The 26,748-nt window shown below is 61.5% G+C and carries 23 protein-coding genes and 1 pseudogene; 8 read left to right on the forward strand and 16 right to left on the reverse strand.

Annotated features, from left to right (window positions below; all coding sequences use genetic code 11):
- Positions 1-4: 4 nt before the first annotated feature.
- The 4 genes from ehuC to GGI60_RS16255 all read right to left on the reverse strand — a co-directional run bounded on the left by ehuC (position 5) and on the right by GGI60_RS16255 (position 3,942).
- Positions 5-664 (reverse strand): ectoine/hydroxyectoine ABC transporter permease subunit EhuC, encoded by a 660-nt coding sequence (gene ehuC / locus GGI60_RS16240; protein ID WP_183934650.1) that lies wholly within the window; start codon positions 662-664, stop codon positions 5-7.
- Between the two features lie 76 nt (positions 665-740).
- A complete protein-coding gene (gene ehuB / locus GGI60_RS16245) occupies positions 741-1,589 on the reverse strand; it encodes an ectoine/hydroxyectoine ABC transporter substrate-binding protein EhuB (protein WP_183934651.1) in 849 nt (282 codons plus the stop codon).
- 60 nt (positions 1,590-1,649) lie between these two features.
- Complete coding sequence (gene ehuA, locus GGI60_RS16250; RefSeq protein ID WP_020919732.1) at positions 1,650-2,435, reverse strand: ectoine/hydroxyectoine ABC transporter ATP-binding protein EhuA; 786 nt, start codon at positions 2,433-2,435, stop codon at positions 1,650-1,652.
- 121 nt (positions 2,436-2,556) lie between these two features.
- Positions 2,557-3,942 (reverse strand): PLP-dependent aminotransferase family protein, encoded by a 1,386-nt coding sequence (locus GGI60_RS16255; RefSeq protein WP_183934652.1) that lies wholly within the window; start codon positions 3,940-3,942, stop codon positions 2,557-2,559.
- Positions 3,943-4,043: 101 nt separating this feature from the next.
- Between GGI60_RS16255 and GGI60_RS16260 the strand changes: the two genes are divergently transcribed.
- The 5 genes from GGI60_RS16260 to GGI60_RS16280 all read left to right on the forward strand — a co-directional run bounded on the left by GGI60_RS16260 (position 4,044) and on the right by GGI60_RS16280 (position 9,209).
- Positions 4,044-4,541 (forward strand): Lrp/AsnC family transcriptional regulator, encoded by a 498-nt coding sequence (locus GGI60_RS16260; protein ID WP_183934653.1) that lies wholly within the window; start codon positions 4,044-4,046, stop codon positions 4,539-4,541.
- Between the two features lie 120 nt (positions 4,542-4,661).
- Positions 4,662-6,158, forward strand: a complete 1,497-nt coding sequence (locus tag GGI60_RS16265) for an NAD-dependent succinate-semialdehyde dehydrogenase (RefSeq protein ID WP_183934654.1) — start codon at positions 4,662-4,664, stop codon at positions 6,156-6,158.
- Between the two features lie 28 nt (positions 6,159-6,186).
- Positions 6,187-7,566, forward strand: coding sequence for an aspartate aminotransferase family protein (locus GGI60_RS16270; RefSeq protein ID WP_183934655.1), 1,380 nt, complete (start codon positions 6,187-6,189; stop codon positions 7,564-7,566).
- Between the two features lie 11 nt (positions 7,567-7,577).
- Entirely contained in the window at positions 7,578-8,651 is a 1,074-nt protein-coding gene (locus tag GGI60_RS16275; protein ID WP_183934656.1) for an alcohol dehydrogenase family protein, read from the forward strand.
- A 165-nt stretch (positions 8,652-8,816) separates the two neighbouring features.
- Positions 8,817-9,209 carry a DUF4112 domain-containing protein gene (locus GGI60_RS16280; protein ID WP_183934657.1) on the forward strand — a complete coding sequence of 131 codons (393 nt, stop codon included), beginning with the start codon at positions 8,817-8,819 and terminating at the stop codon, positions 9,207-9,209.
- Between the two features lie 49 nt (positions 9,210-9,258).
- Here GGI60_RS16280 and GGI60_RS16285 read toward each other — a convergent pair whose 3' ends face one another.
- The 6 genes from GGI60_RS16285 to GGI60_RS16310 form a co-directional block, all read right to left on the reverse strand.
- Complete coding sequence (locus GGI60_RS16285) at positions 9,259-10,302, reverse strand: Gfo/Idh/MocA family protein (RefSeq protein WP_183934658.1); 1,044 nt, start codon at positions 10,300-10,302, stop codon at positions 9,259-9,261.
- A 99-nt stretch (positions 10,303-10,401) separates the two neighbouring features.
- A complete protein-coding gene (locus GGI60_RS16290) occupies positions 10,402-11,187 on the reverse strand; it encodes a ThuA domain-containing protein (RefSeq protein WP_183934659.1) in 786 nt (261 codons plus the stop codon).
- Between the two features lie 61 nt (positions 11,188-11,248).
- The gene (locus GGI60_RS16295) at positions 11,249-12,274 is read right to left on the reverse strand and encodes an ABC transporter ATP-binding protein (protein ID WP_183934660.1); all 1,026 of its coding nucleotides are present in this window, start codon (positions 12,272-12,274) and stop codon (positions 11,249-11,251) included.
- 11 nt (positions 12,275-12,285) lie between these two features.
- Entirely contained in the window at positions 12,286-13,116 is an 831-nt protein-coding gene (locus tag GGI60_RS16300; protein WP_088935944.1) for a carbohydrate ABC transporter permease, read from the reverse strand.
- Entirely contained in the window at positions 13,116-14,102 is a 987-nt protein-coding gene (locus GGI60_RS16305) for a carbohydrate ABC transporter permease (RefSeq protein WP_183934661.1), read from the reverse strand. Before GGI60_RS16305 ends, GGI60_RS16300 begins: the two co-directional genes overlap by 1 nt.
- Before the next feature lie 67 nt (positions 14,103-14,169).
- Entirely contained in the window at positions 14,170-15,435 is a 1,266-nt protein-coding gene (locus GGI60_RS16310; RefSeq protein WP_183934662.1) for an ABC transporter substrate-binding protein, read from the reverse strand.
- A 268-nt stretch (positions 15,436-15,703) separates the two neighbouring features.
- Here GGI60_RS16310 and GGI60_RS16315 point away from each other — a divergent pair, with 268 nt between their 5' ends.
- Positions 15,704-16,717 (forward strand): substrate-binding domain-containing protein, encoded by a 1,014-nt coding sequence (locus GGI60_RS16315; RefSeq protein ID WP_183934663.1) that lies wholly within the window; start codon positions 15,704-15,706, stop codon positions 16,715-16,717.
- Positions 16,718-16,848: 131 nt separating this feature from the next.
- On the opposite strand, the gene repC is transcribed toward GGI60_RS16315, so the two are convergent.
- The 6 genes and pseudogenes from repC to GGI60_RS16345 all read right to left on the reverse strand — a co-directional run bounded on the left by repC (position 16,849) and on the right by GGI60_RS16345 (position 22,135).
- Positions 16,849-18,153 (reverse strand): plasmid replication protein RepC, encoded by a 1,305-nt coding sequence (gene repC, locus GGI60_RS16320; protein WP_183934664.1) that lies wholly within the window; start codon positions 18,151-18,153, stop codon positions 16,849-16,851.
- Between the two features lie 154 nt (positions 18,154-18,307).
- Positions 18,308-19,309, reverse strand: a complete 1,002-nt coding sequence (gene repB / locus GGI60_RS16325) for a plasmid partitioning protein RepB (RefSeq protein ID WP_183934665.1) — start codon at positions 19,307-19,309, stop codon at positions 18,308-18,310.
- 2 nt (positions 19,310-19,311) lie between these two features.
- The gene (gene repA / locus GGI60_RS16330; protein ID WP_183934666.1) at positions 19,312-20,505 is read right to left on the reverse strand and encodes a plasmid partitioning protein RepA; all 1,194 of its coding nucleotides are present in this window, start codon (positions 20,503-20,505) and stop codon (positions 19,312-19,314) included.
- 277 nt (positions 20,506-20,782) lie between these two features.
- Complete coding sequence (locus tag GGI60_RS32090; RefSeq protein ID WP_312863468.1) at positions 20,783-21,100, reverse strand: hypothetical protein; 318 nt, start codon at positions 21,098-21,100, stop codon at positions 20,783-20,785.
- Positions 21,097-21,329, reverse strand: a pseudogene (locus GGI60_RS16340) (AbrB/MazE/SpoVT family DNA-binding domain-containing protein). Before GGI60_RS16340 ends, GGI60_RS32090 begins: the two are co-directional and overlap by 4 nt.
- A gap of 53 nt (positions 21,330-21,382) precedes the next feature.
- The gene (locus tag GGI60_RS16345) at positions 21,383-22,135 is read right to left on the reverse strand and encodes an SDR family oxidoreductase (protein ID WP_183934667.1); all 753 of its coding nucleotides are present in this window, start codon (positions 22,133-22,135) and stop codon (positions 21,383-21,385) included.
- 339 nt (positions 22,136-22,474) lie between these two features.
- Here GGI60_RS16345 and GGI60_RS16350 point away from each other — a divergent pair, with 339 nt between their 5' ends.
- Together GGI60_RS16350 and GGI60_RS16355 are read left to right on the forward strand one after the other, a co-directional pair.
- The gene (locus GGI60_RS16350) at positions 22,475-26,110 is read left to right on the forward strand and encodes a PAS domain-containing protein (protein ID WP_183934668.1); all 3,636 of its coding nucleotides are present in this window, start codon (positions 22,475-22,477) and stop codon (positions 26,108-26,110) included.
- The gene (locus GGI60_RS16355; RefSeq protein ID WP_183934669.1) at positions 26,107-26,748 is read left to right on the forward strand and encodes a response regulator transcription factor; all 642 of its coding nucleotides are present in this window, start codon (positions 26,107-26,109) and stop codon (positions 26,746-26,748) included. Before GGI60_RS16350 ends, GGI60_RS16355 begins: the two co-directional genes overlap by 4 nt.

The raw sequence follows: 26,748 nt of genomic DNA on the forward strand, positions 1-26,748 counted from the left end.
CCGGTCAGGCCCTTATGCCGTCGACGCCACGCGCCATCCGCCGCTCGAGCCAGCGCATTGCCGTCGAAATCGCGAGGGCCATGAAAAAATATAGAATGAGGATCGTCGCGAAGGGCACCAGCGTATTGCCGGTCTGCGCCCGCACCACCTGCGCCTGAAACGTCATGTCCGTCAGCGAGATCAGCGACACCACGGCCGTACCCTTCAAAAGCTCGATCGCATTGTTGCAGAAGGTCGGCAGCATCAGCGGCAACGCCTGCGGCAAGATGACATGGCGCATGCGCTGGTATCGCGAGAGGTTGAGCGCGATGCAGGCTTCCGACTGTTCGCGCCCGACCGCCTTGACGGCGCCACGCACCACCTCCGCGCCATAGGCGCCGACATTCAGGCCGAGCGCCAGCACGCCCGCCTGCAGCGGCGTCAAGGTCAATCCCGCGAAGGGCAGGACGAAATAGACCCAGAAGAGCTGGACGAAGATTGAGGTGCCGCGAAAGAATTCGATATAGGCGGTCGCCAGAGCCCGGACGGCAAAAAAACGCGACAGGCGGCCGAGGCCGGCCAGGAAAGCCATGACGAGCGCCAGCGCCGAGCCCATGATCGTCAGTTCGAGCGTCACCAAGGCGCCTTGAAGGATCAGTGTCAGATAGCCGGACCACACCGACATCGGTAGCTCACTTCTCTGGAGATGGTGCGAAGGGCAACCGGCCATGGCGGGAGCATGGCCGGTTGCTTACATCAGGTCACTTGGCTGCGGCGCAGAGCTTTTCGCGGCTCGTCGACATCGCCGCCTTGGCCGAGAAGCCGTAAGGTTCGATTATCTTGGCGAATTCGCCCGATTCCTTCAGCTTCTTCAGCTCGACGTCGAAGGCATCGCGAAGCGCAACGTCCTGCTTGCGGAAGGCGGCGCCGTCGCAATAGACCGGTGCATTGACGACGGGCGCGACGGTTTCGAGGTTTGGATCGTTCGCCTTGGTCAACAGGTCGTGGATCGACAGGACCGGCAGCGAATAGACGTCGATGCGGCCGTCCTGCAGCATCTTGATGCCGCTCTGCCCGTCCGGAACCACGATAACGCGGTCACGCGGCACGCCGGCTTCCAGCGCCAGCTTCTCTTCCGTGCCGCCGCCCGGCGCGCCGATCTTGGCGTTCGGGTTGTCGGCGATATCCTTGTAGCTGTTCAGCTTCAGCGGGTTGCCCTTCTTGAGGGCAAAGGCTTCAGCGTCGCACAGGATCGGTTCGGAATAGGCGACGGCATTGCAGCGTTCGGGCTTCATGAAGAGGCCCGCCGTAATCGCGTCATGGCGGCCGGCCTGCAGGCCGGGGATCATCGCGCCGTATTCCGAGATCGAGGCGACCACTTCCTTGACGCCGAGCTTTTCGAAGATCACGCGCGCCACATCGGGGGCGGCGCCCGAAACCTTGCCATCGGCGCCGACGGCGGTGAATGGCGGCTCGTTGGCGATGGCGATGCGGGCAAAACCCTGTTCCTTCAGCTGTTCGAGCTTGTCATCGGCGGCGGATACCGAAGCGGCCGCCGTAACCAGAAGCACCGACAGGCTGACGGCGCTCAAAACATATCCTGCTTTCATCGTTCCCAACTCCTCTGGCTTTTCTCTTTGCGTTTTGTTCTTTGCGGGCAATGTCTGAGGTCAGACGCGGTGCCCAGCCGCGATGATCTTGCGCAGGAAGGTCTGCGTCCTTTCCTGCGTCGGATTGCGGAAGATGTCGCCGGGCCTGCCTTCCTCGACGATCCTGCCGCGATCGAAGAACAGCACGCGGTCGGCAAAGTCGTGGGCAAAGCCCATTTCGTGGGTGACGAGAAGCATCGTCATATCGGTCTCGGAAGCGAGCTTCCGCATGACGTTCAGCACCTCCTCGACCAGCTCCGGGTCGAGTGCCGAGGTCACCTCGTCGAACAGCATGATCTTCGGCGACAGCGCCAGCGCCCTGGCAATGGCGACGCGCTGCTTCTGCCCGCCGGAAAGCTGCGCCGGCACACTTTTCGCCTTGTCGGCTAGGCCGACCATATCGAGAAGCTCCATCGCCCGCTTCTCGGCTTGCGGCCGCTTGATTCCCTTGGTCAGCATCGGCGCCAGCGTCACGTTATCGAGGACGCATTTATGCGGGAACAGGTTGAAGTGCTGGAAGACCATGCCGATCTTTTCCCGCATGCGATGCAGGTGCCGCTCATCGGCCGCCACCAGCCCGCTGCCACCAGGCATGTGGTAGAGCTGCTCGCCGTCGACCTCGATATGGCCGCCGCTGATCGTCTCCAGCGTCATCAGGATGCGCAGGATCGTCGTCTTGCCGGAGCCTGAAGGCCCGATCAGCGCCAGCTTCTCGCCCGGCATAACATTCATCGACAGACCGTCGAGCACGGTCAGCGGACCGTATCTCTTAACGATGTTGTCGATGCGGATGATGGGCGCAGGCATTCATGTCTCTCCTTGTTGAGACAAGCAATAACCTAACGATGACGGTCCACGAAAATCATGTCAATTCGTAAAATAATATCATGACAATTATTCTGCGCTGCCGACAAATGCAGCGCCGGCGTCAAATCGCGAGCAGCAGCTCTTCCGGATTTCCCTGCGCCAGCGAGGCGACAATCCCAAGTCCGGTTCGCAGCTCGCCTTCCGTCGTCGAGCCGAGCGATATGCGCACCGCTGGCGTCCAGCCATGATCGGTGGTGTGGAAGGATTTGCCCGGCGCAATCGCCACGCCGCGCAGCCTTGCCTGCGACACGAAACCATCCTCCGTATGGCTGCCGGACAGCGGCAGCCATACATGCAGGCTTTGCGGGTGCGTTCGATAGGACAGGCCGGCCAGCATCTCCGCCGCGATCGCATGGCGTCCGACAAGGGCGCGGCGCTGCCAGTTGACGAGTTCCATCGCCGTGCCATCGCTGACCCAGCGACTAGCGATCTCGGCCATGGCAGGCGTCGCCATCCAGCTGGAGACGAGATGCCGGTTGGCGACGGCGGCAACATAGCGGTCGGGCGCGACAAGGTAGCCGATCCTGAGGCCGGGAACGGTAATCTTCGTAAAGCTCGTGACGTAAAGCGTGCGCTCCGGCGCAACGGCCGCCATCGGCGGCGCCCGGTCCTCGATCATCGGCCCGAGAATATCGTTTTCGATGATCGCTATGTCATGCTTGGCGGCGACGGCGGCTAGCGCCCGCCGGCGCTCCGCGCTCATCAGCGCCGCCATCGGATTGATCACCGACGGCTGCAGGAAAATCGCCCGGATCGGCCCCGTTCGACAGGCCTCGTCCAGCGCTTCGGGAATCATCCCCTCCTCGTCGATTGCCAACCCTTCGAGGTGCAGGCCGAGATAGCCGCAGAGCGGCACTAGCGTATGATGGCTGATCGCCTCGGTGGCAATGGTCGAACCGGGCGGGGCGACACTCATCAGCGCCACCGTCATGCCCGAGGTCGCACCATTCGTCAGGCTGACGTTCAGCGGCGATACGTCGAGCCCGCAGCGCGCCAGCCATTCCCTGGCAACGACGCGATGGCGGGGAAAAACCATATTCGGCCGGAACGACAGGGCCGAGCTGGACGGCAGATTCTCGGAGAGCCAGCCAAAGGCTTGGCGCAGTCTTTCCAGATGGATCTGCTCGCACACCGGTTTCAGGATCGAAAGATCGATTACCTCCCCCAGTCGTTCCGGCAGATAAGGCGGCTCCGGCTCGCGCGGCCGCGTCTGCACGAAGCTGCCGCGTCCGATCTCACCCGATATCAGCCCCCGGCGGCTCAGCTCGTCATAGGCACGGCTCACCGTCTGCACGGAAAGATGCAAATCATCCGCCAGCTTGCGATGCGGCGGCAATTGCGTGCCGTCAGAGAGCTTGCCGTCGGTGATCGCATTGGCGATCTGCTCGGCGAGCGAGAGATAGGCAGGCCGACGGAGTTGCGAGGGATCAGGGCGCCAATTTGTCATGATTTCAACACTGCTGAAAATCAGTTCAATTGACAATGCCAAAATGCGCTTCCATTGTCTTTTCGCCGCGTTTGAAATGATTTCTTTCTGAAGAAAGCGCCATGAAGCTCGACGCCATCGACTTGCGCATCCTCGACGCCGTCCAGCACGACGGCCGCATCACCAAGCTGGCGCTGGCCGAAAAGGCCGGGCTGTCGCCGACGCCGTGCTGGATGCGGCTGCGCAAGCTCGAAAAGGCAGGGATCATTACCGGCTACCACGCCCGAATCGCCCCGCGGCGCATTGCGCCGGTGGCCAGCGTGATGATGGAAGTAACGCTCGCCAATCATCGCCAGGCCGATTTCGAGCGCTTCGAGCGCGCCGTTGCCGCAACCCCCGAGATCGTCGCCTGCTGGTCGGTCGGCGGCGGCGTCGACTATATCCTGAAAATCATGGCGGCCGATATCGACGCCTATCAGCGGCTGGTCGACGGTCTTCTCGACCGCGAACTCGGCATCGACCGCTACTTCACCTACATCGTCACCAAGACGGTGAAGGAGGACACAGTCCTTCCGGTCTCTTCCTTCTCCGCCTCCGGGGAAGAACAGACTGTCTCGTAGACACTCTGTCTAGCAGACGGCCGTCCTTTAGACCGTCTGTCTCTTTCCGCCTTCGGTAAAGGACAATCTCTCGTCGGCTCTTGTGGAAGACTTCACGTCACCGCAACGAGGAGATTGGACATGACCGCCGTTTTTGCCCGCCCCGACCATCATGATGCGCTGTCACGGCTTGCCGACCGTCATCTCCTACGCGATCTCGCCTATGTCGGCGGCCGGTGGATCGCGGGGGCGACAGGCAAAAGCTTCGCTGTTGCCGATCCGGCCTCGTCAGCAACGCTGGCCTGGGTTGCGAGCCTCGATGCGGAGGAGACGGCAATGGCCATCGATGCGGCGTCGCAGGCCTTTGCCGCTTGGCGCGCGATGCTGCCGCAGCACCGCGCGGCCATCCTGCGGGAATGGCACGCGTTGATGCTCGCCGCCAGGGAAGATCTGGCGCTGATCATGACGCTCGAACAGGGCAAGCCGCTTGCAGAAGCGCGTGGTGAGATCGACTACGCCGCCTCCTTCATCGAGTGGTATGCCGAAGAAGGCAAGCGGCTGAACGCCGAAAGCGTCACCAGCCATCTGGCCGGAGCGGAAATGATCGTGCGGCGCGAGGCGCTTGGGGTCGTCGGCGTCGTCACACCCTGGAATTTCCCTTCCGCCATGCTCACCCGCAAGGCGGGCGCAGCACTTGCCGCAGGCTGCACGGTCGTTGCCCACCCTTCTTCGGAGACGCCACTTTCGGCCCTCGCGCTTGCCGAACTCGGCGAACGGGCCGGCATTCCCGCTGGCGTCTTCAACGTGGTCACCGGCCATGCCGCAACGATCGTCGGACGGATGTGCAGCGATAGCCGCCTGCGCGCCATGAGCTTCACCGGTTCGACCGAGGTTGGCCGCCTGATCGCCGCCCAGTGCGCGCCGACCATGAAGCGGCTGGTAATGGAACTCGGCGGGCACGCGCCGCTGATTGTCTTCGACGATGCCGATGTCGCGAAAGCCGTCGAGATCGCCGTCGGCGCCAAGTTTGCGACATCGGGCCAGGATTGCCTTGCCGCCAACCGCATTTTCGTCCAGCGGCGCATTGCCGATGCCTTCACCACGGCTTTTGCCGCGCGCATCGGCGCGCTGAAGGTCGGCGCAGGCATCGAGGCTGACAGCGAAATCGGGCCACTGATGCATGAACGCGCCGTCGTCAAGATCGAGGACCAGGTCGCTGACGCGTTGGCGCGTGGCGCCCGGCTCGTTGCCGGCGGCAGCCGCCATAGGGCCGGCCCGCTCTTCTATCAGCCGACGCTTTTGACGGATGTTCCGGCGGATGCGCTGATCATGCGGGAGGAGACTTTCGGGCCTGTGGCCGCACTTGCCACTTTCGATACGGAGGAAGAGGTCGTCGCCCGTGCCAACGATACCGAATATGGCCTGGTTGCCTATGTCGTCACCGAGAATGGCGCCCGCCAGATGCGCCTCGGCCGCACGCTGGAATACGGCATGGTGGCGATCAATCGCGTGAAGATCACCGGCGGTCCCATCCCCTTCGGCGGCTGGAAGCAATCCGGCTTGGGCCGCGAGGGCTCACGCCACGGGCTCGAGGCCTTCACCGAGCTCAAATACCTCTGCATCGACACCGCCGCCTGAGCACCCAATTTCAAGAAGAGGACAGGACATGCTCGACAAAAGCAACGAACTCACCGCCTGGGACCGCGATCACTTCTTTCACCCCTCCACCCATATGGGCATGCACGCGCGCGGCGAGACGCCGACGCGTGTCGTCGCCGAAGGGGAAGGCGTCTACATCACCGATACGAGCGGCCGCAAAAGCCTCGATGCCTTTGCCGGGCTCTATTGCGTCAATGTCGGCTACGGCCGCCAGAAGATCACTGACGCGATCGCCGAACAGGCGAAGAACCTCGCCTATTATCACGCCTATGTCGGCCACGGTACGGAAGCCTCGATTACGCTGTCGAAGATGATCATCGACCGCGCGCCCGCCGGCATGAGCCGTGTCTATTTCGGCCTCTCGGGCTCGGACGCCAACGAGACCAACATCAAGCTCATCTGGTACTACAACAACATCCTCGGCCGCCCCGACAAGAAGAAGATCATCTCGCGCTGGCGTGGTTATCACGGCTCCGGCGTCATGACCGGCAGCCTCACCGGTCTTGCACTCTTCCACAATGCCTTCGACCTGCCGCGCGCGCCTATTCTTCATACCGAGGCGCCCTATTATTTCCGCCGCCCCGACCGGTCGATGGATGAGGAGCAGTTCTCGCAATATTGCGCCGACAGACTGGAGGAGATGATCCTCGCCGAAGGCCCCGAGACCATCGCTGCCTTCATCGGCGAACCGATCCTCGGCACCGGCGGCATCGTACCGCCGCCGCAAGGTTATTGGCAGAAGATCCAGGCCGTGCTCGACAAATACGACATCCTGCTCGTCGCCGACGAGGTCGTCACTGGCTTCGGTCGTCTCGGCACGATGTTCGGTTCGGATCACTACGGCATGAAGCCGGACCTGATCACCATCGCCAAGGGCCTGACCTCCGCCTATGCCCCGCTTTCCGGCAGCATCGTTTCGAGCAAGATGTGGCAGGTGCTGGTGCAGGGTTCCGATGAATTGGGAGCGATCGGCCACGGCTGGACCTATTCCGCCCATCCGATCTGCGCCGCCGCCGGCATCGCCAACCTCGAACTGATCGACGAAATGGAGATCGTCGAAAATGCCGGCACGACCGGCGCCTATTTCCGCTCGGAACTGGAGAAGGCGGTGGGCGGCCATCGCAACGTTGGCGACGTCCGGGGCGACGGCCTGATGGCTGCGGTCGAGTTCGTCGAGGACAGGGATGATCGGATATTTTTCGATCCCGGCCGCAAGATCGGCCCGCAGGTCGCCTCTGCCCTTCTCGAACGCGGCGTCATCGGCCGCGCCATGCCACAGGGCGACATCCTCGGCTTTGCGCCGCCGCTCTGCCTAACGCGTCAGGAGGCGGACATTGTCGTCAAGGCGACAGCGGACGCGATCGAAAGCGCCTTCAAGAACATCTGAGGAGAAGCCGCATGACGATCCCGGAAAAGATGGCAGCCGTTTTGCTCACCGGCCATGGCGGATTGGAGAAGCTCGTCTACGACCGAAACGTGCCCGTGCCGGCGCCGGCGGAGGGCGAGGTGCTGATCCGCGTCACCGCCTGCGGCATGAACAATACCGACGTTTGGGTCCGTGAGGGCGCCTATGGCACCGAGGACGACCCCTCCGCAATCTCGACCTGGCGCAGGCAGGGCAATACGCTGACATTTCCACGCATTCAGGGCACCGATACGGTCGGCCATATCGTCAGCGTCGGCGCTGGCGTCGATCCCGTCCGCATCGGCGAGCGCGTCATGGTCGACTTCTCGATCTATAATCGCGACGACGATAGCCTCGCCGACATCGATTACATGGGTCATGGCCGTGACGGCGGCTACGCCGAATATATGGTGCTGCCGGCCGAAAACGCCCATGTCGTTTCAACCGATCTGACCGATGTCGAGCTTGCCACCTTCTGCTGCGCCTATCTGACCGGCGAGCGCATGCTGGAGCGGGCGCGGCTTGCCGCCGGCGAACGCGTCCTCGTCACCGGCGCCTCGGGCGGCGTCGGCTCGGCGATCATCCAGCTTGCGCGCGCCCGCGGCGCCATCCCGATCGCCGTCGCCGGTCCCGGCAAGGAGGCGGCGATGCTCGAGATCGGCGCCGAAGCTGTGGTGACCCGCGGCAAGGGCGATCTGGTCGAAGCCGTCCATTCCGCCAGCTGCGGACAACCGATCGATGTCGTCGCCGACCTCGTCGGCGGGCCGCTGTTCAACGATCTCCTGAAGATCCTGCATCCCGAGGGCCGTTACACGACGGCCGGCGCGATCGCCGGGCCCGTCGTCCAGCTCGACCTGAGGACCATGTATCTGAAGCAGCTGGAACTGCATGGATCGAGCCAGGGAAGCCGCGCCGACTTCCGCCGGCTGGTCGGCTACATCGAAAGCCGGAAGATCCGGCCTCTCGTCGGCGGTGTCTATCCGCTGTCTGAATTCCATCGCGCCCAGACCGAGTTCATGGCGAAGAATTTCGTGGGCAAATTGGTCGTGGTGCCGGACCCAGGATAAGGCGAGATTTCGATCGTGCCGCTGGCGAACCTTATCGGCGCGTCGCCGTTATACGCCCATGAACAATCGTCGCGATCACATCGGCCATTCGTTGAACCAGGCGATCTGGCGCGTCTCCGCGGCCTTGAAGGAAGCGAAACCGCCGGTCACGCCAGAAGGTCTCTGATGCCGGCTGCCAAGGCGACATACCTCACCGCTGCTGAACTCGAAAAGATTCGTCGTGCTGTGGGCATTGCACGGCTGATGGACACCGCAGTCCGACTGCCTTTCATCGGCGTACGGATCGGCGCCGATTCGGTGCTCGGCCTCCTCCCCGGCATCGGCGACGTTGCCACGTCGCTCATCGGCCTTTACATCCTCAATGAGGCCCGGCGTCTCGGCGTTCCCAACCACAAGCTCGCACGCATGGCCGTCAATCTCGGCATCGATGCGGCCGGCGGGACGGTTCCGCTGGTCGGTGATCTCTTCGACGTCTATTTCAAATCGCATCGCCGCAACGTCGGTATCATCCTCGAACATTTCGGCATCAGCGAAGACGAGCTGAACCGGAAAATCTGAGAACCCTCGTCTTCACCGGCAGCTCGGATGAGAACATGCAGCCGGCGCCTCAAGCCGAAACTTCGGTCAGGGCGCCCGCCGTCTTCACGGCGTGATCGAGTACGAATTGCAGCTTGGCCGCGTGGGCAAAACCCGGCTCATCCGGCTGCCCTTTTTGCACCGCTTTTGCAAATCGCTGGAAATTGGTGATAACCGGTTCGACCTCGATCTTGCGCCAGATTGCCTTGTCGGCATCGGCGCCTTCGCAGACCCTGAGGGTCGAACCTTCAGGCGTATGCACCACCTCCAGCGCGCCCTTGTCTCCATGCAGGCGCAGGCGCAATTCGTTCAGATGGCCGGTTGCCCAGCGCGTCGCATGAATGACGCCGGCCGCACCGTTTTCGAGCTCTGCCATCATCAGAAAACTGTCATTGGCATCGAGCTCATACTCGCCGATCCGGTTCCCGGGACTCTTGTCGAACACCTTGAGATGCGATGCCGCCGCCTTGACGTCGCTTCCGGCGGCAAAGACCGCGAAGTCGAGAATGTGGATACCGACGTCGCCCAGCACGCCATTGGAGCCGTGCTTCGTCGACAGCCGCCAAAGCCATTGCGACTCCTTGGTCCAGTCGCCCCAGGCCTTCGAGACTAGCCAGCTCTGCAGATAGGATGCTTCGAAGTGACGGATGGCGCCGAGGCGGCCGTCCAGCACCATCTTGCGCGCTGCCTGCAACGGCGCCACGTTCCGATAGGTAAGGTTGACCATCGTGACCTTGCCGGATGCCGCGGCGGCATCGGCCATTTCCTTGGCTTCGCGGTAGTTGACCGCCAGCGGCTTCTCGCAGAGGACATGCTTGCCCGCGGCGAGTAACTTCATCGTCGTGGAATAGTGCGCGCGATCCGGCGTGACATTGGTGACGGCGTCAAATTCTCCCCAGGCAAGGGCGTCATCGAGCGACGTGAACGTCAGCGGGATAGTATGCCTGAGCGCGAAGGCCCGCAGCCGAACCTCATCCGTATCGACAGCGGCAACAATTTTGACGCCGGCGATTTCCGAAAAATGCATGGCATGGGTATTTGCCCATCCTCCGGTACCGAGAATGATCAAGCGCATTCTTTTGTCCTCATCGTTATCCATCAAAGCGTGAGCGGCCGCGCGATCATCACGGCGTCTTGCGGGGCCAAACGGCCCCTGCCCACGGCATCTCATCTGTTATCGGTAACCGGCTTCGCCGGCCTGGTGCAGTCTCGGGCCGCGTTCGACGATCGGCTCCAGCGCCTTTTCTACCGGCACATTTGGAGCATCAGTAATGCCGGTCAACGCCGCTTCAGGGTTATAGGCCCACTTGACGCCGTTGATCAGCACCGTCTGGACGGTGGCGTCGTGATAGGTCGGATAGGTCTCGTGGCCGGGGCGGAAATAGAAGATGTTGCCGGCGCCGCGGCGCCAGGTCAGGCCCGAGCGGAACACCTCGCCGCCCTGGAACCAGGAGATGAACACCGTTTCCAGCGGCTCCGGCACCGAGAACTGCTCGCCGTACATTTCCTCGTTCTCCAGCTCGAAATGCTCGCCGATGCCGGCGGCGATCGGATGGCGCGGATTGATCGTCCACAGCCGCTCGCGCTCGCCCGCCTCGCGCCATTTCAGTGCACAGGGCGTGCCCATCAGCCGCTTGAATATCTTCGAGAAATGGCCGGAATGCAGCACCAGCAGGCCCATGCCCTCCCAGACGCGCTTGGCGACGCGTTCGACGACGACGTCGGAGACCGCACCGTGATCCTTGTGGCCCCACCAGGTCAGCACATCGGTTTCGGCAAGCCGGGCTTCGCTGAGGCCATGTTCCGGTTCCTGCAGCGTCGCCGTCGTCGCCGAGATGGCGGGATCGGCATTCAGCGCATTGGCGATCGTCGTATGCATGCCCTCGGGATAGATGCCGCGAACGATCTCATTGGTGGTCTCGTGAATATTTTCACCCCACACAATGGTGCGAATGGTCATGTCATTCTCTCCTTGTCATAAAACGGATCGAGTCTTGGGAGGAACATCGATCCTGGGAAGGTCAGGCAGCCTGCATGGATTGACGCTCGAGCGCCCGGCCCGAACGATCGAAGCGGTGGACGTGGCCGCCAAGCGGGGCAAGGCCAAGCGTCTGGCCCGGCTCGTGGCGGGAAACCCCGGCCTCCCGCACGATGAGCGGCTCGTCCGTTCCGATGTCCACATAGACGAAGCTATCGGAGCCAAGGATTTCCGAGTGGACGACAGTGCCGCTCCAAACCGGCGACTCGGCCGTGATACGAATATGCTCGGCGCGCACTCCTATCGTATGGCTGCCATAGGGCTGGGCCAGTTCGCCCGACAGAAAGTTCATTTTCGGCGAGCCGATGAAGCCGGCCACGAAGAGCGAATTCGGGCTTTCGTAAAGCTCCAGCGGCGTGCCGATCTGCTCGATGACGCCGTCCCTCAACACGCAAATCCGATCGGCGAGCGTCATGGCCTCGACCTGATCATGCGTCACATAAATCATCGTCGTATTGTGCATGCTGCGATGAAGCTTGGCGATTTCCAGCCTCGTCGCGACTCGCAGCGCCGCATCGAGGTTGGACAGCGGCTCGTCAAAGAGAAAGACTTTCGGATTGCGGACGATCGCCCGGCCGATCGCGACGCGCTGACGCTGGCCACCGGAAAGCTGTCGCGGTAGGCGGTCCAAGTAGGCTGAGAGCTGCAGCATGCCGGCCGCCTGCTCCACGCGCTCGCGGCATTCATCTCTGTTGCTCCCGGAAAGCTTCATGCCGAAAGCCATATTGTCGAACACCGTCATATGCGGGTAGAGCGCGTATGACTGGAACACCATGGCGATCCCTCGCTTCGACGGCGCGTGGCGGTTCACCGTCTCGCTATCGAAGGAAAGCGTCCCTGAGGTGATGTCCTCGAGGCCGGAGATAAGCCGGAGCAGCGTGGACTTGCCGCATCCCGACGGCCCCACGAACACCATGAACTCGCCGCGGCGGATGTCCATCGTTACGCCCTTGATGACCTCGAAGGCGCCGAAGCTCTTGCGGATATTTTCCAGTTGGATCTCTGCCATGTCTTACTCCCTCAACCCTTGACGCCGCCGGCGGTCAGCCCGGAAATGATCCGGCGCTGGAATATCAAAACAAGCACCACAACCGGCACGGTGACGATCACCGACGCCGCCATGATGTTGCCCCAGGGGATCTCGAATTCGCTGTTGCCCGAAAGCAGGGCGATGGCGACCGGGACGGTACGCTGTGTATCCGACGACGTGAAGGTCAGCGCAAAAAGGAACTCGTTCCACGCGGTAATGAAGGCGAGCAGCCCTGTTGTCACCAGTGCCGGCCACATCAGCGGCATGAAAACCTGGGTGACGATGACCCATGGCGAGGCGCCATCGACGATCGCCGCCTCCTCGATCTCGATCGGTAATTCACGCATGAAGGTCGTCAGCACCCAGACGGTGAACGGAAGCGTGAAGATCATGTAGGAAAAAATCAGCGCGAAGGGCGTATTGAAGATGCCGATCCAGCGAATGAGCTCGAAGAGGCCGGCAAGGACGGCAATCTGGGGAAACATCGACACTGAGAGGATGGTCAGCATCAACAGCGCCCGCCCGCGGAAATGCACCCGAGCCAGAGCGAAGGACGCGGTGATCGAAAGCAACAGCGACGCTGAAACCACGACACAGGCGATCATTGCGGAATTCGCGAGGCTACGGACGAAACCGCCCTGACCCATCACGGAGGTATAGTTGCCGAACGAGATCGAGGTCGGCCAGTAATCGACCTGGAAAAGGGCCGTGCCAGTCTTCAGGCTCGTGAGGATCGCATAGTAAAACGGAAAGACCGCAATGACGACGATGATCGTGACGAGCAGGTAGAAGAGCGTATTCTTGGTGATCGACAGCAGCATCAGCGTTCCTCCCCGCCGAGCCTGACGCGGCCGAGCCAGATATAAAGGATGGTGACGGAGGCAATGATCAGGAAAAGCACCGTCGAGGCGGTCGCGCCGTAGGCGAACTTGTCGAAGTCGAACAGGTTCTCGCGCGCCATGACGGACATGGTCTTCGTCTGAGCATTGTTCGGCGTCAGCACATAGATCAGATCGAAGATGCGCATCGCGTCCAGCATCCGGAAGATCACGGCAACCATGATGGCGGGGCGGATCAGCGGCAGAGTCAGGCGCCAGAAAACCTTGATTGGATTGACGCCGTCGATCTTGGCGGCCTCGTAGATATCGCCCGGAACCATCTGCAGTCCGGCAAGGATCAGAAGCGCCATGAAGGGCGTCGTCTTCCAGACGTCGACGATCAGCACCGCGACCATCGCTGTCTCAGGATTGGCGGTCCAGGCGATCTTCTCGGTGATAAGGCCGAAGCCGAGCAGGATGTCGTTCAGAATGCCGAACTGGTCATTGAGCATCCAGGCCCACATTTTGGCCGAGACGATCGTTGGGATCGCCCAGGGAATGAGGATTGCGGCTCGAACAATGCCGCGCCCGACGAACCGTGCGTTTAGCACCAGCGCGACGATCAATCCGAGCACGGTCTCGATCGTAACCGAAAGCACGGTGAACTTGGCCGTGTTCCACACGGCTTTCCACCACACCGGATCGGCCAGCAGCCCGCGATAGACGGTCTTTCCGCTCTTCAGCGTCACCCACGATAGATAATTGTCAAAGCCGACGAAGCGAGCGTTGCCGAGATCGTTGAGCGATGCATTCGTGAAGCTGAAATAGATCGTTCTGAACAGCGGCCAGCCGGCGACGATCGCCAGGATCAGCAGCGTCGGCGCCAGAAACAGCCAAGCCGATCGAATGCGCTCGGATCGCAGCTCGGTAGAGGCTCTGAGAGTGGAAACCCTTGGTGCAACTGCTTGCGGAACTACGATTTCAGTCATGAAACGCCTCTCCCCCGTTGGCTCGTCCGAAACCGGGCCGGCGACTTCACAGCCGCCGGCCGGAATCTCACCAGGCGTCGCCCTTGAGGGTGGTCAGGTCGGCTTCGAGAAGCTCGAGGTTCTCGGCGGCCGAGCCGCTGCCGGACAGCGTGTTGTGCACGGCCGTCCAGAACTTCGAAGACACCTCGTTGTACTTCACCTTGGCCGTCGCCGAAGGACGCGGCACCGCGTCCTGGAAGATCGGTTTCCAGTTCGGCATGAAGGGCTGTGCGGCGGCAACATCCTTGTCATCATAAAGGTCGGTCAATGTCGGCAAATTGGACAGCTCGACGGCACGCGCCTTCTGAACCTCTTTCGATGCCATGAATTTTACGAGCGCGATGGCCGCGTCCTGCTTTTCGGAATATTTCGAAACCGCAAGGTTCCAGCCGCCAAGCGTCGAGGACGGCTTGTCGCCGGCGGCCGCGACCGGCAGTGTCATGACGTCGAACTTGCCCCTCACGGCGCTGTCGGCGCCATTGCCGAGGGAATAGGCATAGGGCCAATTGCGCATGAAGACGGCGTTGCCGGTCTGCCAGACGCCGCGCGATTCCTCTTCCTGATAGGCGAGCACGCCGGGCGGTGAGATCGTGCCGATCCAGCTCTTGGCGCGGTCAAGCGCTGCTGCCGCCTTCTCGTTGTTGATCGAGATCGTCCCGTCCGGCTCGACGATCTGGCCGCCGCCCGACGACTTCACCCATTCCAGCGCGTTGCAGGTCAGCCCTTCATAGGAATTGCCCTGGAAGACGTAGCCCCAGATGTCCTTCTGTCCGGCCTGGCGTTCCTTGTCCTGAACCTCTTTGGCGGTTGCGGCCATCTCGTCCCAGGTCTTCGGCGGCTGCTTCCCGTATTTCTCCAGCAGGTCCTTTCGGTAAAACAGCGCCGGCGCGTCGGTAAACAACGGCAGCGCCACCAGCCGGCCATTGACCGTCTGCGAGGCAATGATCGACGGGAAAAACTGGCCGGCCACATCCTTGGTGGCCTCCTTGAGATCGATGAACTGATCGGCAAGCTGCGGCGCCCAGATGACGTCGGTCTGATAGACGTCGATGTCCTTGTTTCCAGCGGCGAGCCACAGGCGATATTGAGAGAACTGCTCGCTGCTCGAGGACGGCATCGTTACGAGCTTGACCTGATTGCCGGTCTCCTTCTCGAAAATTGCGAGTTGCTTGTTGAGGAATTCGACGTTTTTCCCCGTCGTGTTGGCGGCAAACGAAATCTCGGCGGCACGGATCGGGCCGGCGACTGCGATGGCGACTGCGAGCGCGGAAACACCTAATGCAAACTGTTTCATGATCTCCTCCCAGAAATTGAAATCGATTTGGCTCGCAGAACATTGCAGAAGGCCTTGGCCGCGTCAATACGCCAATTGGACACTTTTCAGTTGCAGATTGCGCAACTTTTAACACCATATACACTTCAAAAGGAAACTTATGGCCTTTGCACGCGATGCCTTTAACTGCCAAATTTGAAATCGATTTCAATCATACGTGAATTGGGTATTTGCCCGTTGCGTACCGCCAACACATCGTCCATTGATTGCCCAGATAAAGAAGACACCGATGAAACTTCGTGAATTCGCAAAGCAGCTTGGGCTTTCTCCGACGACGGTCAGCCGTGCGCTCAGCGGCTACCCGGAGGTGAGCGAAGCCACGCGCGCCCGGGTTGCAAGCGAAGCAATGCGGCTCGGCTATCGTCCCGACATCAATGCCGTGCGCCTGAAGACCGGACGAGCCGGAGCGATAGGCGTGATGATGGGACGTTCGGGAGAAATTCATTTCGCTGAATTCGTGTCGGGAATGGCGCAGCGCCTGGAAACGGCCGATACGGATATTCTCATCACACCCATCACCGCACACAATGATGACGACGAGATCCAGGCCTATCGACGCCTGGTCGAAAGCCGCCGGGTGGATGCAGTGATCATTCATTCGCCACGCCCCCAGGATCCTCGAATCGAGATGCTGAACAGCCTCGGCGTGCCTTTCCTGGTTCACGGCCGCTCGGAGACCGAGCACGTTCATGCCTGGCTCGACATCGATAATGAAGGTGCCGTGCGCAGGTCCACCGAACACCTGCTCGATCTCGGGCACCGCCGCATCGCCATGATCAACGGCCTCAGGGGCAAAACCTATTCGATCCACCGCGAACAGGGTTTTCGGATTGCCCATCAGGAGCGCGGGCTCATCGCCGATCCCAACATGATGGTCTGCGATAAATTCTCCGACGAGAGCGGCTTTCGCCATGCCCGCTCCTTCCTTGAGAGAGCGAACGCGCCGACCGCCATCGTCGCCGGTTCCACGATGACGGCGCTCGGCGTTTACCGCGCCATCCGCTCGCTTGGGATGACGGTCGGGCGGGACGTCTCCGTCATCGCCCATGACGACGTCTTCCCTTATCTGACGGCCGAAAATATGGTGCCGTCACTCTCGACAACGCGATCTTCCATGCGTGCTGCGGGCACACGTTGCGCCGAGCTGACGCTGCAGCTTATTGCGGGGCGCGCCGCCGACGAGATCCACGAATTATGGCCGGTCGAGCTGATCCTGCGAGAAAGCACTGCGGCCCCGCGCTGACAGATGCGGAACCCGCTTCGGCGGGAGATGGCAACGCGCGCGGCACCTCTCGCACCAGATCCGCGAACAAGCCGGCAATTAGAGTAAGGGTTGCCGGACGGGCCAACCGACTGCGTTGTCGCCGAAGTCCATTAGCCGGCATTTCGCCTTACCCCGCCATTGGCCCTGAAGAGCGCCATCAGCATCGGGCCGATCGCAAATTCACCTCTCTCGGTCCTGCGGGTGAGATCGCGGAGATAACCGCCGGGCGAGTTGATGTGGCCTCCCCGTTCCAGGATGCAGGCGATCACCGTGGCGGCATTCTCCGGCCCCATGCCGGCGCAGGCTTCCTCATAAGCCGAGGGGCTGACGCCGAGCATTGAGCGCACGACGACGGCGGCCGACATCAGGTCGCGCCAATTTCCGATGGTTCCGCCGGGACCGTAGTCAAGAATGGCGGGGCAGGCCTGCAGGACAAGGCCGAGCGGGAAGGATTGCAGGCTGTGGCCGGCGACAGGATTGGCTGCACCCGGCATCCTGCCACCCGCTCGGGCGTAAGGCCTCGGCGGTTTCAGCCTTTGCTCATCTGACGGCTCGGCCATCCCGTCATTGGTTGTCACTGCCTTTTCGCCCTGCTTCGTGTCGAAGCTTGGTTCAAGTTCATAAACGGAGTCGGGGTTTGAATTCTGTTTGTGACGCTCAATTTGAGACTCATTGGCGTCTATTTTTTCTCTTTTAATGTGCCTTTCCAGAAGGTTGACGGCTTCGTCGCGCAGCAGCTCCATCTCGTCGAGCAATGCGGCCAGCTCTTCGATGCCGGCCACCCGCGGAATTCTGGCGACAAGATCGCGAAACATCATCGTCATCTGCTCCCAGTCGCCGGGTACCGCTTCGTCGATGGCCGCCGAAATCAGCTTGGAGATATCGCGCCGGCAGATCGTCAAGCGTTCTCTCGTCGCCCGGAGCAGCTCCCGGTCGGCGATCGCCTGGGCCGCGAGGCTTTCAATTTCGACTGCGCGGGCGAGAAGCGGCGCGACACTGAAACCGAAGGCCTCGCCGATCGCCCCTGCCCTGTCGCGGCGGGCGTAGCGCTTTCCATTCGGGCTGTCCTTACGCAGGATCAGGCCGGCCTCGACCAAGACGGCGAGGTGACGTCGCAGCGTCGCCGGCGTCATGCCGCGGGCGCGCAGCGAAAGCTGGGCATTCGAGGGAAAGACGATCAGGCCTTTCTCCTCGGAAATTTCATCGTCGGGATAGAAGGTCAGCAGCGCATCGAGCACCGTCAGCGCCCGATCGGTCACGCCGAGCGCCGGCCGCGCCTCGCAGATCGCCCGAAACAGCTTCCACTTGCTGCGCTTCATCCCCGGCTCGATCGTCTCGGCCAACTGCTGGCTTGCCAGCATGCCAAGCGACATCGGCCGCCGCCCAAAGGGCGTCGTCACATATCCACTCTCCATTTGCCTTCACCTTCGTTCAGGCAAAAGAAAACCATCCACCAATTTGGTGCCTAAGACGCTTGACTGTGATTCGTGGAAATGCGATTCTCGATGTGCTTAAGATCTGAGAAGGGCTTCCACGACGGCGTCGTTGGGGGCCTTTTTCTTTTGCGCGCTACGCTCCTCTGTGCTTTTTGAACTCCTGGAACAGGCCTTGCAGCCTTTCCTGGACGAATTGATCGAAACCGGGCGCGATCTTGCCGTCGAAGACGAAAGTAGCGCCGGATGCTGTCTTCTTGATCATCACAGGCACGCCGCTGACTTCGGATTTGACCGCCGCCGGCCTTGGCGCCGCGGTCTTCTTCGTCGCCAAAGCGAATGCCTGGTGAAACCGCTCGTCGCTCGAAATTTTGCGCGCGTCGTCCGCGGACAACTCGGCGATGATCTTGCCGATATCGGCGCCTTCGAGCCACTCTCCGAGCTCCAGCCACCGCCGGCGACCGATATCGGGTGCAGCGCCAATGGCGTTTATCAGCTCCAAGGGCACCTGCCGCATGACGATCAGCATTCTCGACAGCGCCGCCTTATCCACGCTGAGAGCGGCCATGATAGTGTCGCGTCCGAAGCCGCGTTCCTCGAGCCGCCACGCGAAGAGCGCGCGCTCGATATAGGAAAGATTGGTCCGGGCGCTGTTTTCCTGTCCCTGGCTGACGACCAGCTGGCCGTCGGTGAGATCGCGAACCACCGCACGCACGCGGATGCCGATCTCTTTGGCGGCTGCCAGGCGGCGATGGCCGTAGGCAACCTGATAGCGCCCCTTTGTCTCGGGATGCGGACGCACCAGGATCGGAACCTGCTGCCCATGTTCGCGGATCTGCTCGACAAGCTCGGCCAGCTCGGCCGCGTCGATCGCCAGGCGGTCGCTGACGAAGGAGGCCTCGATCAGGCCGGGATCAAGCTCGACGATCGTCTGGCCCGCCGCAAGCTGCCGTTCCAGCTCGCTCGCCCGTTCCATTTTCTCGGTGATGTTGCCGAGCGTCTTGGTAATGCCGCCGACCGGCGCGCCGACACGCTCCTGCGGCACGAAGCCAGCGATCGGACGATTGTCGCGTGGCGCAATCGATTCCACCCTTGCCGGGCTCGGAGCGGAGATTTCGATGAGATTCTTGCGCGCCATTTCTATCTCCTTCCCCAGGTGGAGCGAATATGCGCTTCGATCTCACCATTCACGAGGTTCAGCGACTCCAGCGCCCGGTCATAGGTTCCGCGCGTGAATTGCGACCGCTCGACCTCATAGAGGGTCTGCTTGGTGACGCCGGCGTCGGCGACGGCCGTCGACTTCACCATGGCGTTATGCAGCATGCGATTGCCGAAGATCGCCCGCATGAAGCCGGTCATCTGGCTCTGCGGTCCGTCATTCGGCTCGAACCGCGTCACCAGATAGCGCATCCAGTCGTAGCTGGTGCGCCCGCCGGCCTTTTCGACGACCGACATCAGCTCGCTCGTCATCGTCAGGAACTGCGACATCGACATGACGTCGAGCATCTGCGGGTGGACCGTGATCAAAACGGAAGTTGCGGCGCAGAGCGCCGACATCGTCAGGAATCCCAGCTGTGGCGGGCAGTCGATGACGACGACATCATAAAGGCTTTCTATTTCCGTCAACACCTCGCCGATACGGGCGAAGAACATCGTCTCCGCCGTCCCCGACGCCATTGCCTTCGGCGTCTCGTGCTCGAATTCCATCAATTCGAGGTTTCCCGGAATGAGATGCAGATTGGGCGTGTAGGTTGCGCGCACGATATCGGCGATCGGGCGTGGTGCCTCGTATCGGATCGCCCCGTAAATCGTCTCGCCTTCACCGACGTCGAACTCCGGCTGATGGCCGAACAAGGCGGACAAGGACGCCTGCGGATCAAGATCGACGGCAAGCACGCGATAGCCGCGGAGTGCCATGAACTGCGCCAGATGTGCCGCCGTGGTGGTCTTGCCAGAGCCGCCCTTGAAATTCATGACGGAGACGATCTGGAGCTTTTCGCCTGGCCTGCGGGCCGGCACATATTTCGGCGTTCCGTTTCGCTCGTCGAGAACTCGGCGGATCCGGTCCATGTCGATTGCGCTGTAAAGCCGACGTCCGTTTGCGAGCGGATCGGGCCCGTGGCCATCCGCAGCGACCTGCCTGAGATAACCTTCGCCAATGCCGATGAAGGCTGCGGCTTCCGCAGGCGAGAAGGTCCTGATCGTCTTCTGGGAAAGCGGCGGAAAGATTTTCGCCTGATGCTGCTGAAGTTGATAGGACAACTCCTTCGCATCTGTTGCCAGAAGCGACGGGAGATGCTCTTGATCGTCTTGAAGAGCAAGACTCGGCTGCATGATCGATTTCCCAAGTAACTGCGCAATTTTGAACGAAAGCGCTTCAGTTGCGCAGTTACTATATGCCGCGATTCGTGACCGAATTACAAACGCTTAACCAAACCACACGCCGAGGCATGCGAGACGGTGTCGGAAACCCGGCAGTTTCGCAGATCAAACTGCGGGTGATTCGCGCCCGCCCCAGGTTCGGACAAGCAAGGCCTTCACTTTCATTACGCACATGAAATTCATAATATTTTTGCGACCCTGCGGACGGAGACGGAAAGGGCCAACGTGACTATAGCCTATCGACTTTCAGGGTGTTGCTGCCGTTGATCACCAGGAGCCCGTCGGAACCATTGTCCGGTTCGAATATGCTCACCCTCTCCGCCTTTCCGTTTTCGGAAGCGGCATCGGGCAGCGTCACCGTCAGGCCGCCAATATCGGCGGGCGCGGCAAACCAGCGGCAGGAGAAGAGGTAAGGAAGCCAAGGAAAAGGCCCAGGGACAAGGTGACCTTCGGTACTTGCTGCCTCGAGCTGGGCTATCGACCAGTCTGCCCATTCCTGGTCGTCCGTCACGAGATCCAGAAGAACATTGGTATCGATAAGCGTCACGGTTCGCCGCGCGTCAAAGCCATGATGGCATCTGTATCGAGGCTTTTCCGACATGGCCGCGCAGCCTCTCGAAGCGGCTGGCCGCGCGTTTCTTGTCGGCGCGCACGAGAACCACGCTGACATCGGCAGCGCGATGAAAATCGACCTTGCTGCCGGGAACGATGCCGAGCATGTCCCGGACCGGCTTCGGAATGGTTACCTGCCCCTTCGCGGTAACGGTCGTGGCCATTCTGGTACCTTTGTAATACTCTCTTTTCGAAGGGTATTACCTCAAGCCAGCCGTTAGGCGGCCATCGATTGGAAGAGCCAGTCGGAGAGGGTCTGGCTCGCCGTGCGGGCACCAGCACCGGGAAGCAGTACATCGCCGGTCAATTCGACGTCGAAATAGCAAACAGCTGGATCGGTCGTCACCGGCCGTTGGTCTTCGTTCGCGGCGAGATATATCCGCGCGATTTCGTCGATGCCGAACTGTTCCGGGCCGCCGATCTCGACAATATCGCCGACGGGAGTTCCCGCTGCCAGTTCCATCAGAAACGCGGCTACGTCACCGGCCGCGACCGGCCTCATCGCCGCCGGCGGCAACCGAAGGACGTCGCCATCGGCACCGATATCGATCAATCCGTTGATGAATTCGTAAAACTGCGTCGAGCGGAGGATCGTATAGGGTCGGCCAGAAGCACGGATGAGATTTTCCTGCACCATTTTGGCGCGGAAATAATCGCTTTCGACGAGGTAGGGCGTGCCGACGACGGAGAGAGCGATATAATGCCTGACGTTGGCTCCGGCCGCAGCGGCGAGCAGGTTCTTCGTCGATGTCCTGAAGAAATCGAACGCCGAACTGTCGCCGAATGATGCGGCATTGGTGACGTCGATGACGATTTCGTTTCCCGCCATCGCCGCTTCGAGGCCCCTGCCCGTCACCGTATCGACGCCAAGCGATAAGGATGCGGCCGTGACATCGTGGTCCGCCCGGTGCAACTTCGCCGTGAGCTGCGTTCCGACAACGCCGCTTGCTCCCGCTACCATGATTTTCATATCGGCACCCTCTCTAATCTCTGCCCAATGCCGGCGGTTGGGCCGACAATGACCGTAAAGTTAGAGACCTTCCATCATGCCTGAGGTCCGGCGTCCTGGCCTTTGAGCATAGGGGAGCCAGCCTCCGGTATAGGGTGCGCCATCTGATAAAGCGGACTCCCGCATCCCTCTTCGCTCCCAAAGCCGGCTACATGCCCGCGCAATGCATGGGTTTCCATGAGTTGCGGTTGTGGTGGGGCAGGATTACGGTTCGAACATGAGCTCGCCGGCCCCAAAATCAAAAACAACCACCGCAAATGCTGACGGCCCCCCGTTATTTCCGTCCGGCAGGAGCAGCTAATGATGAGCGTCTGGTCGCACCGTCCCAAGCTTTTGCATCTGGGCTTTTTTGTTGCGGCTTATGTGCTTGCCTGCGGCTTTGCTCAATCTCTTGCGATCGTGCCTGGAACCGGCATTTCCATCTGGCCGGCGAGCGGACTTTTCATCGCGACGCTTATTCTTAGCTCCGGCTACAGCTGGCCGTGGTGGGTGCTGGGCGGCTGCCTGGCGGAGATGTTCAGCAATGTCCTTTGGTTTCACAGCCCACCAGTCGCCGCCTTCCTGATTTATGTCGGCAACGCGCTGGAAGCGCTGGTGGGAGCCTGGCTCGTGAACCGCGTCCTGACACGGCCGGTGCGCCTGGAAAGCCTGCAGGAAGTCCTTGCTTTCGTCGCGCTGGGCGCCGGGGTTGCCCCGATCGTCAGCGCGACTGTGGGAAGTGCTACACTTGCCTGGTTCAGCATCCTGTCGCAATCTTTCGTGACGGCATGGCCTCTGTGGTGGATCGGCGATGCTACCGGCGTCCTCATCGTGGCGCCGCTGGTGCTGGTCGTGCTCCACAACTGGCGGGGCAGACCACAACTTTCGACCACACAGTGGATGGAAGCCTGCGTTCTCGGGCTTATCTTCCTCGCCGTTGCCGCTCTTTCGCTGAGCGGCTACCTTCCCTTCGCTTATATTATCATGCCGCCGCTTCTATGGGCCGCGGTCCGCTTCGAGTTCAAGGGCGCGGCGGTGTCGCTGGTGCTGCTGGCGCTGATAACGGCAATCTTCACGATAACGGGCGCCAGCCAATTCGCCGGCGAGCCGGGGGCCCAGAAACACAAGCAGATCATGCTGCAGCTTTTTCTGGCCATCTCGGCGCTTTCAGCGCTCATTGTCGCCGCCATATCCCGCCAGCATCAGCTGGCAGCGCTTTCGCTGCGCCAAAGCGTGGAGGCATTGCGCGAACGGGAACGCGAGCTCTCACAGCTCGTCGACATGGTGCCGAGCCACGTCTGGCGACTGACGCCCGAGGGCGAGCCGACCTTCTTCAACAAGCGCATGGTCGATTTCCTCGGCCTTGACGTGACCGACTCCGATAGGCCGGATATGAGCCGACTGGAAGCAGTGCTTCTGGCCATCGTTCATCCCGACGATGCAGCCGAGTTCAGAGCAGCGCTCAGCCATTGCCTCGTCACCGGCGAGACCTTCGCCACGCGCTATCGGCTGCGCCGGGCCGACGGCGTTTATCGTTGGATGTCGAGCCGCGCCGAGCCGCTGCGAGATCAGATGGGCAATGTCCTCCAGTGGTATGGGCTTTGCCACGACATCGACGATCAGGTCCATGCCGAAGAGGCGCTCCGGCAAAGCGAACGGCAGCTTCAACAGATGATCGATGCCGTTCCGGTCCGCGTGTGGAGCGTCGAGCCCACCGGCGGCTCGATCTACTTCAACAAGCGCTACCAGGATCATTTTCGCACCGTCATTGCCGATTTCGACGCTGTCGGCGAGCCGAGCATCGAAGATCTGCTGCAGCGGTTGATCCATCCCGAGGATGCACCCGACGTTCAGCGCACGCTGCGGAACTGCTTCGAAACCGGCGGCGGCACCGCGATGCGGTTTCGCTGGCGCGAACAGGACGGCGTCTACCGCTGGGCCGAGTGCAGGGTGGAGCCGCGGCGTGACGACGATGGAAAGGTCGTGCAGTGGTACGGCGTTTCTCTCGATATCGACGAAGAGGTGCGGGCGCTGGAGGCCCTGCGCGAGCGCGAGCGCGAGCTGTCGCAGCTCGTGGACATGGTCCCGGCCCAGATCAGACGGCTGACACCGACAGGCGAGCCCGTCTTCTTCAACAAGCGCCTGATCGACTTCTTCGGCCTCGACGTCGGCGACATGGATCAGCCGGGCGTGAGCCGGCTGTCGGTCGTCATTCATACCCTGGTTCATCCCGATGATGCGCCGAGGCTGCTTCAGACGGTTCACCGCTCTCTCGTCAGCGGCGATCCCTTCTCGATCAAATACCGCATGCGCCGCTTCGACGGAGCCTATCGCTGGGTCGACGGGCGCGCCGAGCCGCTGCGGGACCAGAACGGCACGATCACGCAATGGTACGTCATTTCGGTCGATATCGACGATGAGATGCGTGCGCAGGAGGCGTTGCGCGAGCGCGAGCGCGAGCTCTCGCAACTGGTGGACATGGTTCCGAGCCTGCTCTGGCGCCTTGATCCGGACGGCACACCGACCTTCTTCAACCAGCGCCTGATCGATTTTCTCGGTCTCGACATTGTCGATATGGACACGCCCGGTGTCAGCCGGCTTGCAGCCCTCATCCAGGCCGCCGTCCATCCTGAGGATGCCGCCGGCCTTACCGAAGCACTCCACCATTCCATCGCCACCGGCGAACGCTTCTCCAAGCAGTATCGCCTGCGGCGCGTAGATGGCGTCTATCGCTGGGTCAGAGGCAGCGCCGAGCCGCTGAGGGACGAGAACGGGCGGATCATTCAATGGTACGGCCTGACGCATGACATCGACGATCAATTGCGCATCGAGGAGGAGCTGCGCGAGAGGGAGCGTTCGCTCTGGCAGATCGTCGAAACCCTGCCGGCAATGATCGATTGCGCGGCGCCCGACGGAGAACCGGTATACCGCAACCCTCAGCTGCGCGACTTCCTCGGTTATAAGCTGGAAGAACTGGACGGCACGGGAAAGACGAGGTTGGAAGGCACGCTCGACGCCGGCGTTCATCCCGACGACGTGGCGAGCGTCAAATTGGACTATGCCCATTCATTGCGCACCGGCGAGCCCTATGCGCGCCGGCATCGTTTGCGGCGGTTCGACGGTGAATATCGCTGGGTCGAGACACGCGCTGCGCCGATGCGCAATGCCGAGGGCGTCATCGTCCAGTGGAATGTCATCTGCCTCGATATCGACGGAGAAGTTCGGGCGGAGGAAGATCTGCGTCAAGCGCGAGAGGGCCTTGCGCGGGCGAGCCAAGTGGCGAGCCTTGCCGAGCTTTCGGCCTCCATCGCCCATGAGGTGAACCAGCCGCTCGCCGCGGTCGTCGCAAACTCGCATGCCTGCCAGCGCTGGCTGATGGCCGACCCTCCGAATATGGAGCGGGCGCAGAGGACGGTCGAACGCATCATCCGCGATGCCAACTCGGCGGCGGAGGTCGTTAGCCGTATACGCGCCCTGTTCAAACAATCGGCAGACAGAAGGGTTCATACGGCGATTTCGGGAGTCATCAGCGAGGCGCGCAACCTGATGTCGGACGAAGCGGTGCGCCGGCGCGCCCGGATAGAGGTCGCGGTCGATGGCAACCTTCCGCTCATCGCCGTCGATCGCATCCAGATCCAGCAGGTTCTGATCAATCTCATCCGCAACGGCATCGAGGCGATGGACGCCATTGCCGGCGACAAGGTGATCGAGATGCGCGTGCACCATGTGGGCAATGCCATCCAGACCGAAATCAGCGATCGCGGCCAGGGGGTCGAGTTTCCCGAGAAGATGTTCGAGCCGTTCTTCACGACTAAGGAACACGGCATGGGTATGGGTCTGGCGATCTGCCGCTCGATCGTCGAGCTGCATGGCGGACGATTGTGGGCAGAGAAGAACAACCCGCGCGGAGCAACGTTGATCTTCACCTTGCCGATAGAAACGAAGGCGGCGTCATGACGCCCGATGACCACATCGTCTTCATCGTCGACGACGATGAACGCATCCGCGAAGCGCTCGGCGAGCTGCTGGACTCGCACGGCATGCGCGCCGTTGCCTTTGAATCGGCCGGGGACTATGTGAGGGCAGACAAGCCCGATGTGCCCGCCTGCCTCATCCTCGATATCGAGCTCCCCGACATCAACGGCCTCGATCTGCAGAGGCAGATCGCCGACAGGGACCATCCGCCGATCGTCTTCATTACCGGGCATGGCGACATTCCCTCCTCGGTGCGCGCGATCAAGCATGGCGCAGTGGATTTTCTGACCAAACCGTTCAGTGACGCTGACCTCTTGAAGGCAATCCATGCGGCACTTGCCGAGGATCGGAAAAAGCGATCGGGACGCGCCGAGCTCGACATGCTGAAACGACACTATCTCGACCTGACGCCGCGCGAGCGCGAGGTGCTGCCGCTCGTGGTCAGCGGTCTTCTCAACAAGCAGGCGGCAGCCGAACTCGGGATCAGCGAAGTCACCCTGCAGATCCATCGAAGAAATGTGATGCAGAAAATGGCGGCGGCCTCGCTCGCCGATCTCGTGCGGATTGCAGAGAAACTGGAAATACCGATTACCCACTCGCGCCGGGTGGGGGGGAATTGA

It is taken from the genome of Rhizobium lentis, from assembly GCF_014200175.1.
In the GTDB taxonomy this organism is placed as follows: Bacteria; Pseudomonadota; Alphaproteobacteria; order Rhizobiales; family Rhizobiaceae; genus Rhizobium; species Rhizobium mulingense.

What these genes read in the sequence shown, in the direction of transcription:
- ehuB (WP_183934651.1), bottom strand. Translation starts at nt 1,589, where the DNA reads ATGAAAGCAGGATATGTTTTGAGCGCCGTCAGCCTGTCGGTGCTTCTG.
- ehuA (WP_020919732.1), bottom strand. Translation starts at nt 2,435, where the DNA reads ATGCCTGCGCCCATCATCCGCATCGACAACATCGTTAAGAGATACGGT.
- GGI60_RS16305 (WP_183934661.1), bottom strand. Translation starts at nt 14,102, where the DNA reads ATGACTGAAATCGTAGTTCCGCAAGCAGTTGCACCAAGGGTTTCCACT.
- repA (WP_183934666.1), bottom strand. Translation starts at nt 20,505, where the DNA reads ATGCAGCCGAGTCTTGCTCTTCAAGACGATCAAGAGCATCTCCCGTCG.
- repB (WP_183934665.1), bottom strand. Translation starts at nt 19,309, where the DNA reads ATGGCGCGCAAGAATCTCATCGAAATCTCCGCTCCGAGCCCGGCAAGG.
- GGI60_RS16300 (WP_088935944.1), bottom strand. Translation starts at nt 13,116, where the DNA reads ATGCTGCTGTCGATCACCAAGAATACGCTCTTCTACCTGCTCGTCACG.
- repC (WP_183934664.1), bottom strand. Translation starts at nt 18,153, where the DNA reads ATGGAGAGTGGATATGTGACGACGCCCTTTGGGCGGCGGCCGATGTCG.
- GGI60_RS16295 (WP_183934660.1), bottom strand. Translation starts at nt 12,274, where the DNA reads ATGGCAGAGATCCAACTGGAAAATATCCGCAAGAGCTTCGGCGCCTTC.
- GGI60_RS16260 (WP_183934653.1), top strand. Translation starts at nt 4,044, where the DNA reads ATGAAGCTCGACGCCATCGACTTGCGCATCCTCGACGCCGTCCAGCAC.
- GGI60_RS16310 (WP_183934662.1), bottom strand. Translation starts at nt 15,435, where the DNA reads ATGAAACAGTTTGCATTAGGTGTTTCCGCGCTCGCAGTCGCCATCGCA.
- GGI60_RS16355 (WP_183934669.1), top strand. Translation starts at nt 26,107, where the DNA reads ATGACGCCCGATGACCACATCGTCTTCATCGTCGACGACGATGAACGC.
- ehuC (WP_183934650.1), bottom strand. Translation starts at nt 664, where the DNA reads ATGTCGGTGTGGTCCGGCTATCTGACACTGATCCTTCAAGGCGCCTTG.
- GGI60_RS16290 (WP_183934659.1), bottom strand. Translation starts at nt 11,187, where the DNA reads ATGACCATTCGCACCATTGTGTGGGGTGAAAATATTCACGAGACCACC.
- GGI60_RS16275 (WP_183934656.1), top strand. Translation starts at nt 7,578, where the DNA reads ATGACGATCCCGGAAAAGATGGCAGCCGTTTTGCTCACCGGCCATGGC.
- GGI60_RS16280 (WP_183934657.1), top strand. Translation starts at nt 8,817, where the DNA reads ATGCCGGCTGCCAAGGCGACATACCTCACCGCTGCTGAACTCGAAAAG.
- GGI60_RS16265 (WP_183934654.1), top strand. Translation starts at nt 4,662, where the DNA reads ATGACCGCCGTTTTTGCCCGCCCCGACCATCATGATGCGCTGTCACGG.
- GGI60_RS16350 (WP_183934668.1), top strand. Translation starts at nt 22,475, where the DNA reads ATGATGAGCGTCTGGTCGCACCGTCCCAAGCTTTTGCATCTGGGCTTT.
- GGI60_RS16315 (WP_183934663.1), top strand. Translation starts at nt 15,704, where the DNA reads ATGAAACTTCGTGAATTCGCAAAGCAGCTTGGGCTTTCTCCGACGACG.
- GGI60_RS16270 (WP_183934655.1), top strand. Translation starts at nt 6,187, where the DNA reads ATGCTCGACAAAAGCAACGAACTCACCGCCTGGGACCGCGATCACTTC.
- GGI60_RS16255 (WP_183934652.1), bottom strand. Translation starts at nt 3,942, where the DNA reads ATGACAAATTGGCGCCCTGATCCCTCGCAACTCCGTCGGCCTGCCTAT.
- GGI60_RS16285 (WP_183934658.1), bottom strand. Translation starts at nt 10,302, where the DNA reads ATGCGCTTGATCATTCTCGGTACCGGAGGATGGGCAAATACCCATGCC.
- GGI60_RS16345 (WP_183934667.1), bottom strand. Translation starts at nt 22,135, where the DNA reads ATGAAAATCATGGTAGCGGGAGCAAGCGGCGTTGTCGGAACGCAGCTC.